At 62.3% G+C, this 18,333-nt stretch carries 15 protein-coding genes; 5 read left to right on the top strand and 10 right to left on the bottom strand.

Going from position 1 to position 18,333, the window contains the following annotated elements; genetic code table 11:
- Positions 1-7 precede the first annotated feature (7 nt).
- On the top strand, positions 8-343 hold the full coding sequence (locus RHEC894_RS32780) for a hypothetical protein (RefSeq protein ID WP_125461006.1): 336 nt from the start codon (positions 8-10) through the stop codon (positions 341-343).
- A 117-nt stretch (positions 344-460) separates the two neighbouring features.
- On the opposite strand, the gene RHEC894_RS29355 is transcribed toward RHEC894_RS32780, so the two are convergent.
- The 3 genes from RHEC894_RS29355 to RHEC894_RS29365 all read right to left on the bottom strand — a co-directional run bounded on the left by RHEC894_RS29355 (position 461) and on the right by RHEC894_RS29365 (position 4,158).
- A complete protein-coding gene (locus RHEC894_RS29355; RefSeq protein WP_085740629.1) occupies positions 461-871 on the bottom strand; it encodes a hypothetical protein in 411 nt (136 codons plus the stop codon).
- Positions 872-1,146: 275 nt separating this feature from the next.
- Positions 1,147-1,617 (bottom strand): Cu(I)-responsive transcriptional regulator, encoded by a 471-nt coding sequence (gene cueR, locus RHEC894_RS29360; RefSeq protein ID WP_085740210.1) that lies wholly within the window; start codon positions 1,615-1,617, stop codon positions 1,147-1,149.
- A gap of 57 nt (positions 1,618-1,674) precedes the next feature.
- Positions 1,675-4,158, bottom strand: a complete 2,484-nt coding sequence (locus RHEC894_RS29365) for a heavy metal translocating P-type ATPase (protein WP_085740211.1) — start codon at positions 4,156-4,158, stop codon at positions 1,675-1,677.
- A 161-nt stretch (positions 4,159-4,319) separates the two neighbouring features.
- On the opposite strand from RHEC894_RS29365, the gene RHEC894_RS29370 reads away from it, so the two are divergent.
- Together RHEC894_RS29370 and RHEC894_RS29375 are read left to right on the top strand one after the other, a co-directional pair.
- Complete coding sequence (locus tag RHEC894_RS29370) at positions 4,320-4,511, top strand: heavy-metal-associated domain-containing protein (RefSeq protein ID WP_085740212.1); 192 nt, start codon at positions 4,320-4,322, stop codon at positions 4,509-4,511.
- Positions 4,512-4,617: 106 nt separating this feature from the next.
- Positions 4,618-6,147 (top strand): multicopper oxidase family protein, encoded by a 1,530-nt coding sequence (locus tag RHEC894_RS29375; protein WP_085740213.1) that lies wholly within the window; start codon positions 4,618-4,620, stop codon positions 6,145-6,147.
- Between the two features lie 52 nt (positions 6,148-6,199).
- Here RHEC894_RS29375 and RHEC894_RS29380 read toward each other — a convergent pair whose 3' ends face one another.
- Together RHEC894_RS29380 and RHEC894_RS29385 are read right to left on the bottom strand one after the other, a co-directional pair.
- Positions 6,200-6,961, bottom strand: a complete 762-nt coding sequence (locus RHEC894_RS29380) for an SDR family oxidoreductase (RefSeq protein ID WP_085740214.1) — start codon at positions 6,959-6,961, stop codon at positions 6,200-6,202.
- On the bottom strand, positions 6,954-7,703 hold the full coding sequence (locus RHEC894_RS29385; protein ID WP_085740215.1) for an SDR family oxidoreductase: 750 nt from the start codon (positions 7,701-7,703) through the stop codon (positions 6,954-6,956). The genes RHEC894_RS29380 and RHEC894_RS29385 overlap by 8 nt, the downstream gene beginning before the upstream one ends.
- Before the next feature lie 95 nt (positions 7,704-7,798).
- On the opposite strand from RHEC894_RS29385, the gene RHEC894_RS29390 reads away from it, so the two are divergent.
- A complete protein-coding gene (locus RHEC894_RS29390) occupies positions 7,799-10,822 on the top strand; it encodes an FAD-binding and (Fe-S)-binding domain-containing protein (RefSeq protein ID WP_085740216.1) in 3,024 nt (1,007 codons plus the stop codon).
- Positions 10,823-10,896: 74 nt separating this feature from the next.
- Complete coding sequence (locus RHEC894_RS29395; protein ID WP_085740217.1) at positions 10,897-11,628, top strand: FadR/GntR family transcriptional regulator; 732 nt, start codon at positions 10,897-10,899, stop codon at positions 11,626-11,628.
- Positions 11,629-11,731: 103 nt separating this feature from the next.
- Here RHEC894_RS29395 and RHEC894_RS29400 read toward each other — a convergent pair whose 3' ends face one another.
- From RHEC894_RS29400 to RHEC894_RS29420, 5 genes are read right to left on the bottom strand one after another with little or no spacing between them, the layout of a single operon-like run.
- A complete protein-coding gene (locus tag RHEC894_RS29400; RefSeq protein WP_085740218.1) occupies positions 11,732-13,417 on the bottom strand; it encodes a thiamine pyrophosphate-binding protein in 1,686 nt (561 codons plus the stop codon).
- Between the two features lie 19 nt (positions 13,418-13,436).
- Positions 13,437-14,630 (bottom strand): FAD-binding oxidoreductase, encoded by a 1,194-nt coding sequence (locus tag RHEC894_RS29405; protein WP_085740219.1) that lies wholly within the window; start codon positions 14,628-14,630, stop codon positions 13,437-13,439.
- Positions 14,631-14,639: 9 nt separating this feature from the next.
- Complete coding sequence (locus RHEC894_RS29410) at positions 14,640-15,452, bottom strand: NAD(P)-dependent oxidoreductase (protein WP_085740220.1); 813 nt, start codon at positions 15,450-15,452, stop codon at positions 14,640-14,642.
- Between the two features lie 14 nt (positions 15,453-15,466).
- Positions 15,467-16,678, bottom strand: a complete 1,212-nt coding sequence (locus tag RHEC894_RS29415) for a pyridoxal phosphate-dependent aminotransferase (RefSeq protein WP_010067212.1) — start codon at positions 16,676-16,678, stop codon at positions 15,467-15,469.
- The gene (locus tag RHEC894_RS29420) at positions 16,675-18,330 is read right to left on the bottom strand and encodes a hydantoinase B/oxoprolinase family protein (protein WP_085740221.1); all 1,656 of its coding nucleotides are present in this window, start codon (positions 18,328-18,330) and stop codon (positions 16,675-16,677) included. The genes RHEC894_RS29415 and RHEC894_RS29420 overlap by 4 nt, the downstream gene beginning before the upstream one ends.
- Positions 18,331-18,333 lie beyond the last annotated feature (3 nt).

An 18,333-nucleotide genomic window follows, 5' to 3' on the forward strand; every position in this document is an offset into this window, starting at 1 on the left:
GTCCGGGTTGACCGCCAGGTTCCCGGCTGGCGCGATAGCGCAAACCGTCCATGAACAGACCCACCATCCGTTTCGGATCGGTTGGTTCGTCGCAGTCGGGCGATACACACAACATCGCAACGGCGTGAAAGAGTTCGGTTGCTTATCTCGCTTACAGCCGCCGCCGCATCCAGCAGGTGATACGCCAGATGGGTTCGCCGACGGTTGCCCGCGGGCAACCAAGATCGACGCGTATGAAACCGTGGCCCTCGATGCCGAACTTTTGGCTCTTGTCGAGCCAGATGCGGGGATTGAAAGTGTTAAGGCGTCCTTTGTGCGTTCAAAAGGACGCACGGCATTCTAATCAGCAAGCGCAGCCTCGATACCAGGCCTCAAGGCCTCAAGGCAACGATCCGTATTTTGCAGCAGGCTGCTGCAAAATACGGCCATGCGTCGACGCGGCTACACGCTGCAGGAAATATCAATCAGATACGGTAACGTCGATCCATCGACCGGTTCCCTGATCACCGTAGATGTCAACTTCAACCCATACATTGCCATGTATGATCATATTGGCGGCCTCGCGCGTCATCGTTCCGTTCCGAAGCATTTGTTCCAGAGCTTGGCGATTTGCCGCATCGGCAAAGAACGAGTCCGATTGATCGCCAGGATCGCGCACATGGTACTGATGGAAATTCGCCCTGTCTTGTCGGATGATCTGCCACGGCTGGGTAAGTCTGGCCCCATTTGAATTGTAAAGATCAGCCTTGCCGATATAGGCGCGATAGCTCTCGATCAAATGGTTGCTGTGGGTGGCCTGGACTCTCGCTTGAGCGTGCGCTGTTCCCGCGACGATGACTGAGCTGAAGAGAATCAATAATAATTTTCGCATGTTGCCCTCTTTCAAAAAGGGCGTCTTACCGAGAGTTCGACCAATTCTCCAAGCAAAAAGTGTGACTTTGGAAACGCCCATAGGTGCGGCTTACATTGCACCGTTCGAAGGGATGTGCGGCTACACTCGACCTTCGCCGACAGGGCATGCTCCGAATATCGATGCATACGCCGCCCGCGTTGCGCAGTAAGCTGCTCCGTGGAACAGGACAAGTAAATCACGGCTTCTCATAGCGTGGCTCCAGCGTGCAAGGAACTGCTGGCGGCCGCCGAAGTTTAGCCTTTTGTTGTGTGCTTCGCCTTGTGAGGCAGCAGAATTCTCGAATTCCGTTTTCGGCTGGCGATGGGCTCGGCCGCGCCACGGTTCTCCAAGCCCTCAAGAATGGGGCAGCTCGGCCGCTGATCCCCCGCACATTTGGACACCAGGGTCTCTAGGGTCTGAGCCATCTGTTGCAATTCCTGGATCTTGAGCCGAAGCAGGGCGATATGATCAAGCGCGATCTTCTTGACATCGGTGCTTTGACGCTCCCGGTTCGTCCAGAGGTCCAGAAGCTTTTGGATTTCGGCCACCTGGAAGCCGACATCGCGCGCGCTGCGGATGAAACGCAGCATATGTACATCGTCTTCCGAATAGTCGCGATATCCCGAAGCCTTGCGATCGGCGGCCGAAATCAGGCCGGTCTGTTCATAGTAGCGGATCATCTTGGCCGAAACGCCCGATGCTTTGGCGGCTTGTCCGATATTCATTGGTCTTTCCTTATATGGGGAGGCCGATCCCGGAAGGACCGGCTCTGCCTGATCGTGTCAGTGGGTGGCCTTGAACCTGCGAAGCCTCAGCGCATTGCCGAGCACGAAGACGCTCGACAGCGCCATGGCGCCTGCGGCCAAGACCGGCGAGAGCAGGATGCCGAAAGCCGGATACAGGATGCCGGCGGCGACCGGGATCAGGGCGGTATTGTAGGCAAAGGCCCAGAACAGGTTCTGCCTGATGTTGCCGATCGTCGCCTTGGACAGCGCGATCGCGTTCGGCACGCCCTGCAGACTGCCAGACATCAGCACCACGTCGGCCGCTTCGATGGCGACATCCGTGCCGGTGCCGATGGCAAGCCCGACATCCGCTTCCGCGAGCGCTGGGGCATCATTGATGCCGTCACCGACAAAGGCAAGTCTGCCATATTGTCTCTTGAGGCGGCGGACGGCGTCGACCTTGCCGTCCGGCAATACTTCGGCGACAATCTCGTCGATGCCGAGCCGGGCTGCGACGGCGCGGGCGGTGCGGGCATTGTCGCCGGTGATCATCGCGACCTTGAGGCCAAGCCCGTGCAAGGCCTTGATCGCTGCAGGCGTGGTGTCCTTGATCGGATCGGCCACCGCAACGACTGCTGCCAGCTTGCCGTCGATCGCGGTATAGAGAGGCGACTTGCCCTCATCACCGAGGCGTTCGGCGACAGCCGCGAAACCGGCCACATCAAGACCAAGTTCGGCCATGTAGCGGTCGGCGCCGACCTCGATGCGCTTGCCTTCGACTCTGGCCTTCACCCCGAAGCCCGTCACCGATTGAAAATCCGACACGACGGGCGGCGCGATCCCTTCGGCCGCGGCGGCACCGACGATCGCCCGTGCGATCGGATGTTCGGATCTGGCCTCGACGGCGGCAATCAGACCCAGGATCTGTGCGCGGTCGAAGCCCTCCGCCGGTTCGAGATCGGTCAGCATGGGCTTGCCTTCGGTCAGCGTGCCGGTCTTGTCGAGCGCGACGATATCGGCGTCCCTGAGCAATTGCAGCGCCTCGCCCTTGCGGAACAGGACGCCCAGTTCCGCACCTCGGCCGGTGCCGACCATGATAGAGGTCGGTGTCGCCAACCCCATGGCGCAGGGGCAGGCGATGACCAGCACCGCCACGGCGTTGATCAGGGCATAGGTCAGTTGCGGCGAGGGGCCGAACACATACCAGATCGCGAAGGTCAGCGCGGCGACGAGGATGACAACGGGCACGAACCACATGGTCACCTTGTCGACGATGGCCTGGATCGGCATCTTGGAGGCCTGCGCCTCTTCGACCATGCGGATGATCTGCGACAGAACCGTGTCGCCGCCCACCGCGGTGGCCCGGAACGAGAAGGCGCCCTTCTGGTTGACGGTGCCGCCGACCACGGCGCTGCCCGCGGCCTTGGCGACCGGAACCGGCTCGCCGGTGATCATCGATTCATCGACGTAACTCGCGCCCTCGACCACCTCGCCATCGACGGAAACGCGTTCACCGGGACGAACCTCGACGATATCGCCGGCAAGGACCGAGCCGATCGGCAGTTCGACGATCGTGCCGTCGCGCAACACCCGAGCGCTGCGCACCTGAAGCCCGGCCAGGCGCTTGATGGCCTCGGAGGTGCGCCCCTTGGCGCGGGCCTCGAGCAGGCGGCCGAGCAGGATCAGCGTGATGATGACTGCGGCCGCCTCATAATAGACGTTGATCGTGCCGGGCGGCAGCAACGAAGGTGCGAAGGTGGCGACGAGCGAATAGAGATAGGCGGCGAGAGAACCAATGGCGACGAGGCTGTTCATGTCAGGAGCCCGCCGCCACATCGCCGGCAGCCCCTTCTCGAAAAAGCGCATGCCGGGGCCGAAGAGGACGATCGAGGTCAGCGCGAACTGGAGATACCAGCTCCACTGCATGCCGATCGTGGCCTGGATCAGCCCATGGATGGCAGGGATCAGGTGCGAGCCCATCTCGGTGATGAAGACCGGCAGCGTGAGCACGGCGGCGATGATGAAATCGCGGGTAAGCTCGCGCCGCTCCGCATCCTTTTTCTCGGCACGGGCTGCATCTTCGTCCGTCCGGTCCGCGTCGATCGGCTTGGCCTCGTAGCCGACGCCCTGGATGGCGGCAATCAGGGTGGCAGCATCGGCCGATCCCTTGATCGTCGCCCGTTCGGCGGCAAGATTGACGGTGGCTTCACTGACACCGGGAACGGCCTTCAGCGCGCGTTCGACATCGCCGACACAGGATGCGCAGGTCATGCCTTCGACTGTTAGTTCGACGGCGACAGAGGGAGCAGCGCCGACCGAATAGCCCACGTCCTCGACGGCCTTCACCAACACGTTGCGGTCAAGGGGTGCATGGGTGCTGATGCTCGCCTTCTCGGTAGCGATGTTGACCGATACGGCGTCGACGCCGGGCACAGCCCTCAGGGCGCGCTCGACGGTGCCCACGCAGGAGGCGCAGGTCATGCCCTCAATGGAAAGCGATATGAACGTGGATGGATCTGTTTTTCGAAGCGGAGCATTCACAGCCGCCTCCTTTCTATTTCGAAACTTACATTCGAGCGAAAGATGGAGCTTCCAACCATGGGAAGGTCAATAGCAAAATTTTCCGTTTCAAGCCCCCTTGACCTTCCCATGGTTGGAAGCCTCACCTTGAGCGCCATGAGACCAAACAAAGGAGATTTCTTATGGAATTCAAAATCGAAAACATGACCTGCGGCGGCTGCGCGCGGTCCGTCTCGAAGGTGATCCAATCGGTCGATGCCGACGCCAAGGTCGATGCCGATCCTGTGACACGCATGATCAAGGTCGAGACCAGCGCCAATCCAGCGGATGTCCGTCAGGCGCTTGCACAGGCCGGCTATCCCTCAGCAAGCTGACCGCACCGTCGGATTACGCTTCGGCAATCACCCCACGGAAAGCAAGGCAACTGTGAACGGCCCCGCCGGCCGATCGTTGCTGCGCGATCAAAAAGGAAATCACTCGATGCATAGACGCACCTTTCTAACCGGCATTGCGGGCCTTGCAGTCACAAGTTCCGTGACGGCTCTCGTCGCGATCGAGAAGAGCAACAGCGCCGGAAACATGGACATGGCCGGCATGAACATGGGCGGCATGGACATGGGCGGCATGGACATGGGCGACGCCGGCAGTCCGAGGGCGGAAGGCATGCCTGCGCTCCCCGAAGGGCAGCCGCTGCGCGAATTGCCGCGGCTGGCCAACCAGTCGGGCAAGGCCAGCCTGTTCCGCACCAGTCTTGCCGCCGAACCGGCAACCCTCCGCTTTGCCGAGGGGCTCGACACGCCGGTCCTTCTCTATAATGGCGGCAATCCGGTCATCGAGGCCCGTGAAGGCGACCGGATCGAGATCGACTTCCGGAACGGCATTCCCGACCAGCCGACAACCGTTCACTGGCATGGCATGCCGGTGCCGGCCGATCAGGACGGCAACCCCATGGTTCCCGTGGCCGCAGGGGCGTCGCAGCGATATGCTTTCGATCTGCCGCAGGGTAGTGCCGCGCCCTACTGGTTCCATCCGCATCCGCATGGGCATACCGCCGAGCAGGTCTATCGCGGCCTTGCCGGTATCTTCCTGGTCAAGCCTAAGAACGACCCGATCCCCGCCGAATACGGGGATACGATCCTGATGTTGACCGATCTCCGCCTTGCTGCCGATGGCTCGATCCCGGAAAACGGCATGATGGACCATATGAACGGCCGCGTCGGCGACCATCTGCTGGTCAACGGACAGAAGAACCCGGTGCTGCCCGTGGCCAAGGGCGAGAAGCGTCGCCTGCGGCTGTTCAACGCAACCAATGCACGTTTCTTGCGCCTGAACTTCGAGAATGCCTCGATGGTGATGATCGGCACCGATGGCGGCCTGCTCGAGGCGCCGGTCTTACGCGACGAGTTCCTGCTTGCGCCCGCCGAGCGGATCGAACTCGTCGTCGCCTTCGATCAGCCGGGACCGGCCAAACTCACCACGCTCGACTATGACCGCGGCTGGATGGGGCCGGGAAAGCCCGAGGAGGCCGGCATGACCTTGCTCACGGTCAATGTCTCCGACAGTGCGGCATCTGCCATGCCGGCACTGCCGGCGAAGTTGCGCGAGATCGCGCCGCTGCCGACGCCGCTCAAAACCCGCCGCTTCGTGCTGACCGAATCGATGAGCGGCATGAGCATGGCGTTCCAGATCAACGGCGCCAGCTTCGACATGAATCGTATCGACGAGGTGATGAAAACCGGCGACGTCGAGCGTTGGGAAATCGTCAACGAGGCGGGCATGGACCATCCGTTCCATGTGCATGGGACGCAGTTCCAGATTCTCGAATACGAGAGGGACGGCAAGATTGCAAAAGCACCCTACCGGTCCTGGAAGGACACCGTCAACGTCGTCTCCGGCCAGACGGTACGCTTCCTCATCCGCCAGGATATGCCGGGGCAACGCATGTATCATTGCCATATCCTCGAACATGAGGATCTCGGCATGATGGGCCTGCTCGACGTCCGGGCCTGAACCTGTTGTCGACACGGGGTAGATCCCGGCGAGGTTCCTCAGCTTGGTGCACTCACGCACGGGGTTCATTTGCCTCGTCTTGAAACTTCACCATGGTCCCGCCGCCGGTCGCCTGGTCGGTCGGGAAGACTTCGATGCGAGCGACGTCGACGAAGACGGGAAGCTCGATGGCGTTGATGACGATCGAGGCGATGTTCTCGGGCTGGATCGGACGGTAGCCGTCATAGAGCAGCGCGCGCGCCTGGTTTCCGGCCATCGCCGTCCGGTAGAGATCGGTCTGAACCCGGCCCGGAACGACTTCGGTGACCCTGACCGAGCTTCCGAGCAGGTCGCATCGAAGATTGTCGCAGAACAGGCTGAGGCCGGCCTTCGAAGGGCCGTAGGCGCCCATGTTCGGGTAGGGCGCCTGGCCGCCGCTCGAACCGACATAGAGAAGATGGCCGCGTTTGCGTTCCACCATGCCCGGCAGCAATGCGCGGGTCAGATGCATCGGCGCTTTCAAATTGACGTCGATCATTGCATCGATCTCGGCCGGATCGATCTCATGGAACAGCGCGCGCGTCGACAGGATGCCGGCATTGTTGACGAGGATGTCGACCTCGATGCCTGCAAGCGCCCTGACGATCGTATCCGTATCGCGCACATCGGCCTTGATCGGAATCACACCATCGGTGGCGGCGAGTTCCTGAAGCGGCGCCTCGCTGCGGCCGACGGCATAGACCGTCAGCCCCCGCCGCCTGAGCTCCAGCACCGTCGCCTTGCCGATACCGCTGGTGGCGCCGGTCACCACCGCGACGCGATAAGTGTCAAACATAGATATAGCCCCCGCTGATGACGACGTTTTCGCCAGTCGCGTAAGTGTTGCGGCTGGAGGCCATCATGACGATCCATTCCGCCATTTCGACCGGTTCTGCCGCCCGTCCGAGAGCGCTTGCCTTGGCAAGCTCGGGCAGGAAACCGAGTTCCTTGGCGCGGTCGGTGGCAAAGCCCGCGGGCGCGACGGAGTTGACGAGGATCTGGTCTTTCGCGCATTCTGCCGCGAAAGATTTGGTGAGGCTGACGACCGCGGCCTTGGTCGCGGCATAATGGGCGTTCTGGGGATGGGCCTTGAAGGCGTCGACAGACGTCACATTGACGATTCGTCCGGTGACTTCAGGAGCATTGACGTGCTGGCGCATATGGAGAACCGCCGCCACCATCATGTGGTAGGTTCCCTTGACGTTAATGGCGTTCTCGAGATCCCATTCCTCGTCGGTAATCTCGAGAATCGGCCGGCGGGGATAGATGGCCGCGCTGTTGACGAGCGCATGGACCCGGCCGAGCTTCGCGACGATCTCATTGAAACCCTTGTGCGCCGTCTCCGCCCGGGCAATGTCGGCGACCGATGTCGCCACATCGGCACCGAGCGAGCGAAGCGTTTCCGCAGACGAAGCCAGCAGTTCCGCATTGCGGTCGATCAGGCCGATCTTGCTGGCTCCGCGAGAGACCATAAGCTTGGCTGCGGTCAATCCGAGGCCGGAGGCCCCGCCGACGATTACTGCTGTTTGATCCTTCACGTCTCACCTCTAATTCAGTTGCGTCAACACATTTGTATGTTATCACTTATATGCCAAGTTTTGCAAGGCTTGGGCGATTTCGGCAGCGATAAAAAATGATCCCTCGTATCAAGACCAAAGAATCTTTACTCCTTCCCGGAGCCGGCTTCTTCGAGCGGCTGCCGGAGGCGGGCTTTGCCGGCGACATCGAAACCAGCGCCGCCTCGCGTACCGTTCTTTCGACGGACAACTCGATCTACCAGATGGAGCCGGCAGGGATTCTCTTTCCCAGAGATATCGACGATATGCAGACCGTGATGCGGGTCCTCTCCGAAGACGCGTTCCGCGGCCTGCGCGTCGTCGCGCGCGGCGGCGGCACCGGCACCAATGGTCAGTCGCTGACGGACGGCCTCGTCGTCGACTGCTCACGGCATATGAACCGGATCCTGGAGATCGATCCGGTGCGGCGGATCGCCCGCGTCGAAGCCGGCGTCGTCAAGGACCAGCTCAATCGCGCCCTCAAGGACCATGGCCTGTTCTTCGCGCCGGAGCTTTCGACCTCCAACCGGGCGACGATCGGCGGCATGGTCTCGACCGATGCCTGCGGCCAGGGCTCCTGCCTCTACGGCAAGACGAGCAACCATGTGCTCGGCCTCCGGATCGTCCTGACCGATGCGACGGACTGGTGGTCGCGCGCCCTCGACGACGTGTCTCTTGCCAAGATCAAGTCTCGCGGCGATCGCGTCGGGGAGATCCATCGGACGGTCGACAGGATCGCGCGTGACGAGCGTGCGCGCATCGAGGAAATCTTTCCGCGCCTCAACCGCTACATGACGGGTTACGATCTCGCGCATATCCGCCGCGACGACGGACGCTTCGATCTCAACGCGATCATGTGCGGCTCGGAAGGCACGCTGGCGATGATCGCCGAGATCGAGCTCAATCTTCTGCCGATTCCGAAATATTCGGCGCTGGTCAATATCCGCTACGACGACTTCAACACGGCCCTCGAAGACGCAAGGGCGCTGACCGCGCTGAACGTCGCGTCGGTGGAGACGATCGACGAGAGGGTGCTCGGCCTTGCCAAGGGCGACATCGTGTGGAACGGCATCGCCCGGTTTTTCCCAGATGACCAGCGCGGCCCGGCCAACGGCATCAATATTGCCGAGGTGCTGGCCGACGACCCGGTCGAACTCGAGCAGAGGCTTGTGGCGGTGACATCGGCGCTTGCTGGCGCCGATGTCGTTCGCAATACCGGCCTTACGATCGCCCGGGAAAGTGCTGAGGTCGAAGCGATATGGACGATGCGCAAGCGCGCCGTCGGTCTTCTCGGAAATGTCGAAGGCCCGGTGCGGCCGGTGGCCTTCGTCGAGGACACCGCCGTTCCTCCCGATAATCTTGCCGCCTATATAAGCGAATTCCGCGCTCTCCTCGACGCCGCGGGCGTCTCTTACGGCATGTTCGGCCACGTCGATGCGGGCGTGCTTCATGTGAGACCGGCCCTCGACCTGACGCGCGACGACCATGTGCCGCTCATCCGGGAAATCACCGATGCGGTGGTGGCGCTTACCCGCAAGCATGGCGGCGTTCTCTGGGGCGAGCACGGCAAGGGTGTGCGGTCGGAATATGTGCCGGAATTCTTCGGCGATCTCTATCCCAGCCTCCAGCAGATCAAGAAGGCGTTCGATCCGGAGAACCGCCTCAATCCGGGCAAGATCGCCACACCGGACGACGGCGCGCTGATGAAGATCGACGAGGTTCCTTTGCGGGGAAGCGTCGACCGCATCATCGGCAACGAGATCCGCGCGGCCTTCGACAATGCGGCCTATTGCAACGGCAACGGCGCCTGTTTCGATTTCGACGAGACCAGCCCAATGTGCCCGTCCTACAAGGCGACCCGCAACCGGGTCTACTCGCCGAAGGGGCGCGCCGCCCTGATGCGGGAATGGCTGCGGCTCCTCGTCGAGCAGGGTGTCGATCCCCGTGAGGAAGCGGTTCGGCTCCGCAATTCGAACAAGGCGATCGGGCTTGCCAGGCGCGCATTCAACTCGCTGAACCCGGCCAACCGCTCCGACTTCTCCCATGAAGTGCGGGCGGCCATGGATACGTGCCTTGCCTGCAAGGCCTGCGCCGGCCAATGTCCTGTCAAGGTCAGCGTTCCCGCGTTCCGGTCGAAGTTCCTGAACCTCTATTACGGCCGCTACCTCAGGCCGCTGAAAGATCCGCTGGTCGCCGGCATCGAGGCGACGCTGCCGCTGATGGCGCGGATTCGGCCCCTCTACAATCTGCTTGCCGGAACGGCTGCCGGCCGCTCGGCGATGAAGCTTGTCGGCCTGACAGCGCTGCCGAAGATGCCGCCGGCATTGCTGGCCGGCCTCGGTATCCCCGTCGCCGACGCGGAGCAGATCATGGCGATGTCTGCCGAGGAGCGCGCCCGCGCCGTCGTCTTCATTCCCGATGCCTTCACTGCGCATTTCGATCCCAAAGTGGTCGCCGCCGCCGTCGAGGTCGCCCGCAAGCTCGGCCTTGCGCCGTTCATCGCGCCGCCGCTCACCAACGGAAAAGCGCTGCATGTCCACGGTTATCTCGACCGCTTCGAAAAGGCGGCCGTCGCGACCTCACGCTCGCTGGATCGTCTGGCGAAAACCGGCGTGCCGCTGGTCGGGCTGGACCCGTCCATGACGCTTGCCTATCGCAGCGAGTACAAGACCCTGCCGAAAGGGCCATCCCACGCATCCGTGCTGCTGCCGCAGGAATGGCTCGCCGCAAACGGCAAGAACCTGGCGGAGGCGATCCGGCGGCAGGTCGGCGCGACGGTCCGGCTTCTGCCGCACTGTACCGAACGCACCAACATGCCCTCGGCTGTTGCGCAGTGGAAAGCGGTCTTCCGCACCCTCGGCATCGAGCTGCAGGTGGCTGATGCGGGCTGTTGCGGTATGGCGGGAACGTTCGGCCACGAAGCCCGCAACCGGGAAATCTCAGAAAAGCTCTATGCGATGAACTGGGCAGAACAGATCGCCGCCGGCGAGGACGGGACCGTCGTCATGGCGACCGGCTATTCCTGCCGGTCGCAGGTCAAGGAAATAGACCGCAGGACGATCCCCCATCCTCTGGAAGTCATCCGGGATCTGTTAAGTTAAAACCCGGGCTCAGGCAGGTGGCATGATATGTGATATGTGCTAAATTAGCCCGGAACATAGAATCGGAGCATAAGTTGTCGATCATCACGCAACGCGGAAACCTAGCAGAAATCGTCGTTGCCAAGCTCAGCGAGCGCATCGACTCCGGATTATATGCGCCGGGAGAAAAAATACCATCGAGCGCCCAGCTTTGCGAGGAGTTCGGCGTGTCGCGAACGGTGGTGCGCGAGGCGCTGACGTCGCTGAAGGTCGGCGGCAGGGTCACCGCCCGCCAGGGGGCCGGCGTTTTCGTCAGCGAAAAGGACGCCAAGACCCTGAATTTCGAGATCAGCCGGGTCGAAGACATCCGCTCCGCCATGCAGATCCTCGAACTGCGGCTGGGCGTCGAAATGCAAGCCGCAGCCCTTGCCGCGACACGGCGCACGCCTGAGGCGCTCGCCGGCATCGCCCGCGCCTACGACCACCTCGAAACGCTCGAGACGGATGACGCCGAAGTCGAGGCGCGTGCCGATTTCGACTTCCATCTGGCGATCGCGCGGGCGACGCGAAACCCGCATTTTCCTAGTTTTCTGGAAGCGGTGATGGAGAGCATCAACTTCGAACTCGTCCTCAAGCACCGTCAGTCGTCACGCGCCTATCAGGGGTATCTGAAGAAGATCAACAAGGAGCACGCGGCGATCCTCTCAGCGATCACCCAGGGCGACGCCAAAGGAGCGAAGAACGCCATCGCGGCGCATCTGGAAGAGAGCCTGAACCGCTACCGCGCATTGCTCGACGAGCCGGCAAGCAGCGAGACGGTGGAATAGGGCACGGTCAGCTTCGAGGCTGCCGAAATCATTCTGCGGCGCCTCGCAGTGAAAGAGCCCGCACGGCAATGCGGGCCATAGTTGCATCAAACGGCCTGCCAACTCATCTGCCTTGAGCGATCGCCTGATCGCGGATCTGCGAAAGCGTCTGCTTGACCGTCAGCGCTTCCGGATCGATCCGCACTTCGATCAGCCCCGGCTTGCCCGACGCCTCGCTTCGTTCGAACGCCCCCATGAAATCTTCGGTCTTTTCGACCGTCTCTCCATGCAGCCCATAGGACCTGGCGAGCGCAGCAAAATCGGGATTCGTCAACCGGGTGCCGGAGACGCGGCCCGGATAGTTGCGCTCCTGGTGCATGCGGATCGTTCCGTACATGCCGTTGTTGATGACGAGGAAAATGACGCGTGCATCGTACTGCATCGCAGTCGCCAGCTCCTGGCCATTCATCAGGAAACATCCGTCACCGGCAAAGGCAACGACGGTGCGTTCCGGTGCGGTGATCTTGGCGGCGACCGCGGCTGGAACGCCGTAACCCATCGAACCGTTGGTGGGCCCGAGCTGGGAACGGAACGTCCGGTACTGGTAAAAGCGATGGGCCCATGCCGTATAGTTGCCGGCACCCATGGTCAGGATCGCATCGGACTTCAGATGCTTGCGCAGCCACTCCATGACGTCGCCCATCTGGACGTCGCCGGGCGTCTGCGGATGCTTCAAGTTTTCCAAATAATCCGCATGAGCGGATCTCGTCCATTCCGTCCAGGCCGGCGCCGATGCGGGCTTGAGCTTTGCGGCCTGCGACAGGAAGCCGGCGGGGCTGGCATTGATGGCGAGAGCCGCGTGATAGACGCGGCCGAGTTCCTCTGCCCCCGAATGAATGTGCACCAGGGTCTGCTTCGGAACCGGGATGTCGATCAGGGTATAGGCGCCGGTCGTCATCTCGCCGAGCCGCGCGCCGATCGAGATCAGGAGATCGCAATCCTTGACATGCCGGATAAGCTTCGGACCGGCGGCGAGGCCGAGATCGCCGGCATAATTGCGGTGAGTATTGTCGAACATGTCCTGACAGCGGAACGAGGCTGCGACGGGAAGGTCGAAAGCCTCCGCAAAGGTCTTCAGGTCGTCGACGGCCTGTTGTGTCCAGCCGCCACCGCCGACAATGGCGAGCGGACGCTTCGCCTTCGCAAGAAGCGACTGCAATTCTTCCAGCTGCGGTTCGCCGGCATAGATCTCGACGCGTCTATAGGCGGGGGTGTCGGCAACTTCGACCATATCCGTCAGCATGTCTTCCGGCAGGGCGATCACCACAGGACCCGGCCGGCCGTTGACGGCGCGGTGGAAGGCCTGGCTGATCAGTTCAGGGATGCGCGCCGCGTCTTCGATCTCGACGACCCACTTGGCCATCTGCCCGAACATCCGGCGATAGTCGATCTCCTGGAAGGCTTCCCGTTCCATCTGATCGCGCGCCACCTGGCCGATGAACAGGATCATCGGCGTCGAGTCCTGGAAGGCGGTATGGATGCCGACCGAGGCGTTGGTCGCTCCCGGCCCGCGGGTGACGAAGCAGATCCCCGGCTTGCCCGTCAGCTTGCCGTAGGCTTCCGCCATGTAGGCAGCACCGCCCTCCTGGCGGCAGATGACGAACTCGATCGCCTTTTCGGCGTCGTGAAACGCGTCGAGCACCGCAAGATAGCTTTCCCCCGGCACGCCGAAGACGCGGTCCACACCATGGATGCGCAGCGCATCGACCAGCACCTGGCCGCCGCTTCGTTTGGTCATTTCGCTGTTCATGGGATTCCCCGCCTTGTTGTTAGATCACCGCGTCTTCCAGGAACGGGCGGTTTGCGGCCACCCGCTCGTATCCGAAGGGCGACAAGTCCAGGGTCTTGAAGGACCCGTAGGTAATGAGTTCGCTCAGACCCCGGCCCATGGCAGGCGACTGCTGCAACCCATGACCGCTGAAGCCGTTGGCAAAGAGGAAATTGCCGACCTCGGTGTGGGGACCCAGCACCACATTGTGGTCCAGCACGCAGTAATCATAGTGCCCGGCCCAGGAATTGACGACCTTGATCGCCTCGAATGCGGGGACCCGGTTGGCAAGCGTCGGCCAGATTTCGTCGTCGAATTCGGCATGCATGACATCGAAATCATTGGGATCGACCTCCGGATCGTGCTTGGGATAGGTGGCCACGAGGTAGAACTTGCCTTCGGGCCGGAAGAACACACCAGTCGGATCGATGGTCAGGCCGACCTTGCCTTCCAACGGCGTCCGGCAATCAACGACGAAGAGCGACCGCCGACGCGGCTCGATGGGAATGTCGAGCCCGGCCATCCGCGCAACGTTCCTGCCGTTGGTACCTGACGTGTTCACCATCGTGCCGCAGCCGATTGTCTGGCCGCTTCTGGTGATCACGGAGACAATGCGGTCGCCCTCGCGGTTCACCGCCACGACCTCGTCCTCGATATATTCGACGCCGAGGGAACGGGCTTTCTTGCGGAAACCCTGCAGCAGCCCGACGCTGTCGAACCACCCCTCGCCGCGCTCGCCCGTGCTGCCGAGCACAAGACCTTCGAGGTTCAGCCAGGGGAAGCGACGGCCGAGACCCTCCGGATCGAGCAGCGTCACCTCGGCACCGCAGGCGACCTGGGTCTCATGATTGCGGCGCAGGACCTGTTCGCCTCGTTCGTCGCCGGCGAGAAAAAGATATCCGACCTCATGGAAGCCGATCTCCGGCGTGTCGTCGTCGACCCGGACATTTTCCTTAAAATTTCGAATGAACTCGGTCCCGAACTGCGAAACCTTGACGTTGATCGCATTCGAGAATTGATGGCGGATGGAACTGGACGAAAGAGCGGTCGCCGCTCGCCGGTAGGTCCAGTCCTTCTCGATGACGAGAACCGACCCTTTGAATTCCGGATTGGTGGCGAGGAAATACGCCGTCGAACTACCGACGACGGCACCGCCCACGATGATCACGTCATACGACGATTTGGAAGCTGGCATGGCGGCGTCTCACTTCTTCTCGTCTTCATAGTGACCGGCCGCGGCGAAGCTTCCACCCTGGAATCGGACGGCGGGATCGTTCGGATTGCCCTGCTTCGTCTTGGCAAAGACCTTTTCGGCGTAGTCGTCGGCGCTGTCTTGCGGGCGATAGCCGAGCGAAGCTGCGGTGCGGTTGTCCCAGAAGGCCTGGCTGTTGTTCGACATGCCGTAGGCAACCATGAAGCCGACGCGCTCCGCCGACAGGCTTTTTTCGACGAGCTGGCGGCAGTCGCGGTAGGAAAGCCAGGTGATGAGGTGGCGCCGGTCGGTCGGCTCCGGGAAGGACGAACCGATGCGCAGGCTGACCGTCTCAATTCCGAACTTGTCGAAGTAATAACGCGCGAGGTTTTCGACGAAGGTCTTCGATACGCCGTAGAGGCTGTCGGGGCGTGTCGGCACGTTGCCGTCGATGGTCTCGTTTCGCTCGTAGAAGCCGATCGCGTGAACCGAGCTCGCATAGACGATGCGTTTCACGCCGTGCCGGCGGGCCGCTTCATAGATGTTGTAGCTGCCGGCGATATTGGCGTCGAGGATGGTCTTCCACGCCGCCTCGAGCCCCTGTCCGCCCATGTGGATGATCGCATCGCAGCCTTCGACCGCGCGCGACACCGCTTCGAAATCGGTAAGGTCGGCAGGAAAATCCTCTTCGTGAGACGCGAGGTCCTTGATCGGCGAACGCGCGGAAAGACGGACGATCTTTCCGAGCCTGGTTCCGGATTGACGAAGCTGTGTTCCGAGCGCACCTGCGGCGCCGGTCAAAAGTGTGCGGTTGTAGTCGGTCATGGAATAACGTCCTCCTATCGCAGTTTGGCGAGTGCGTCGGCCGTGCGCTCGATCGCAATGGAAAGATTGTCGCGCGAGGTGGCGAAGGAAAGACGGATATAGGGCTCGACGCCGAAGGCAGCACCCGGAACGGTCGCCACCTTGCCCTCTTTCAGGAGATAGGAGGCGAGTTCCGTGTCGTTGGCAATCCGGCTGCCGTCAGGCGCGGTCCTGCCGATATAGCCGGTGCATTTCGGAAACAGGTAGAAGGCGCCTTCGGGTGCGCGAACCTCCAGGCCCGGAATGGCCAAGAAGCCGCGGGCGACGAGCTCGCCGCGCGCCCTGTACTCCGCAACTGCTGTCGTGACGAAGTCCTGCGGGCCGTTGAGCGCCGCCGCTGCGGCATACTGCGTGATCGACGAGGGGCAGGTGGTGCTCTGCGACTGAAGCTTGTTCAGCACCTTCGTCAGCTCCTTCGGCCCGGCCGCGTAGCCGAGGCGCCAGCCGGTCATGGCATAGGCCTTGGACACGCCGTTGATGAGAAGCGTGCGGTCCTTCAGGTCGGGGCAGGCGATCGCAAACGAGGTGAAGGGCACGTCGGCGCAGACGATATGCTCGTAGATCTCGTCGGACATGATGGCGACGCGCGGATGGCGCGCCAGCACCTCGCCGAGCGCCTTGAGTTCGTCGGCCGTATAGATTGCACCGGTCGGATTGGACGGCGAATTGAACAGGAACCAGCGCGTGCGCGGCGTAATCGCCGCTTCCAGCCGCTCCGGCGTGATCTTGAACGCGTCCTCGACGCCGCACTGGACGATCTTCGGAGTGCCGCCATGCAGGATGACGATATCCGTGTAGGAGACCCAGTAGGGCGCGGGCACGATGACTTCGTCGCCGGGTTCCAGCGTTCCGAGGAAGGCGTTGAACAGGATCTGCTTGGCGCCGTTGCCGATGGAGATCTCGTCCTCAGCATAATCGAGGCCGTTCTCTCTTTTGAATTTTGCGACGATCGCCTGGCGAAGCTCGGGCAGGCCGTTCGGGGCCGTGTACCGCGTCAGGCCCTTGCGCATCGCTTCAACGGCAGCCTCGACGACATGATCCGGTGTTTCGAAGTCGGGCTCGCCGAGCGAGAGGTCGATGACGTTCTCGCCCTTGGCTCTCATCGCCTTGGCGGCCATCGATACGGCCATGGAGGGCGACGACTTGATAGAGGCGACCCGCGTGCTTTCAAACTTGATCATGTTCATGCCTTGTCTCCCGTCTTGGCATAGAGCCCGGCCTGTTCCGGAGTGATGTAACCGTGCTTCAGATCGTGCTCGACGGCCTCGGCCGGGCGAAGGCCCGGCTCCCCATAGCCTCCGCCGCCGGGCAGCGAGAGAACCAGGCGACGTCCCTCCGGAACGAACTGCAGTCCCTTGCCCTTCAAGACGGTGCCGTCGTCGAGCGCCACGCCGCCGGCAGCACCTTCAAGCCCGCCGTCGCGGCCGCGCGCGGGATGGCCGATGCGGTCGAACATCGCCGAGAAGCGGAAGCTGAAGCCTTCGGCCGCTTCGATCTCGATCATCTGGCCGAGACCGCCGCGCTGCGCGCCGGCGCCGCCCGAACCTTCGCGCAGCTCCTTACGCCAGACGATGACCGGGCCGACGTTTTCCGTCGCCTCGATCGGCATGGTGTGCACGCCGCTCGGGAAGGCTGTCGCGTTCAGGCCGTCGAGCGATGTGCGCGCGCCGGAACCGCCCGAATTGAACATCAGGATTTCGGCACCCCTGGCGTCGTTGCCGGCAAGCGGGCGGACGCTCATGTGCAGATTCCAGAGCGCGCTGGCGCCTTCCGCCGGCACCTGGCCGGGCAGCGCCTGATGCAGGGCGCCGAGCACCAGATCGGGCACGAAGTGACCGAGGACGTGACGGACGGCGACCGGGGCCGGGCGTTTGGCGTTGAGAATGCAGCCCTCGGGAGCGGTGACTTCGAACGGCGCGAGGGAGGCCGCATTGTTGGGAATGTCAGGCGCGACGACGCATTTGATGCCGTAGCAAGCATAGGCCTTGGCATAGACAAGGGGAACGTTGATGCCGAACTTGCTCATGCCGGACGTGCCGTCGAAGTCGACGACGACGCCGTCAGACCCGATGCTGAGCTTTGCCGCGAGATGGACCGGTTCGTCGTAGCCATCGAGATCGAGGCTGTAGCTCCACGAGCCGTGCGGCAGGTTTCTGAGCCGCTCCAGCGTCGCTTCGCGGCTGTGTTTGAGGATGAAGCCGCCGATCATCGACAGGTCTTCGAGATTGAACTCCGTCAGCATGTCGATCAGGCGGCGATGCCCGGTCTCGTTACAGGCCGCAAGTGCATGAAAGTCGCCGACGACCTTATCGCTTTCGCGCACATTGTTCCTGACGATATGGATGAGCGTCCGATTCAGCTCCCCGCGCTCGAAGAACTTCATGATCGGGATGAAGATGCCTTCCTCGTAGACCTCGCGCGCATCGGGGCCGAAGCCGCGACCGCCGACGTCGACCACATGCGCGGTCGAGGCGAAGTAACCGACAAGCCTGCCGTGGTGGAAGGAAGGGGTGACGACGGTGATGTCGTGCAGATGTCCCGTACCCTTCCAGGGGTCGTTGGTGATGTAGACGTCGCCCTCGAAGATATTCTCGGGACCGATGTCGTGGATGAAGTGGGCGACGGATTCCGCCATGGCGTTGACGTGGCCCGGCGTGCCGGTGACGGCCTGCGCCAGCATGCGGCCTTCGAGGTCGAAGACGCCGGCCGACAGGTCGCCCGCCTCGCGCACCGAGGTGGAGAAGGCGGTGCGGATCAGCGTCTGAGCCTGTTCCTCGACCACCGAGATCAGGCGGTTCCACATGACCTGCATGTGAATATCGATCATGGACTGGTTCATGGT

The sequence above is a fragment of the Rhizobium sp. CIAT894 genome, from assembly GCF_000172795.2.
Lineage (GTDB): Bacteria > Pseudomonadota > Alphaproteobacteria > Rhizobiales > Rhizobiaceae > Rhizobium.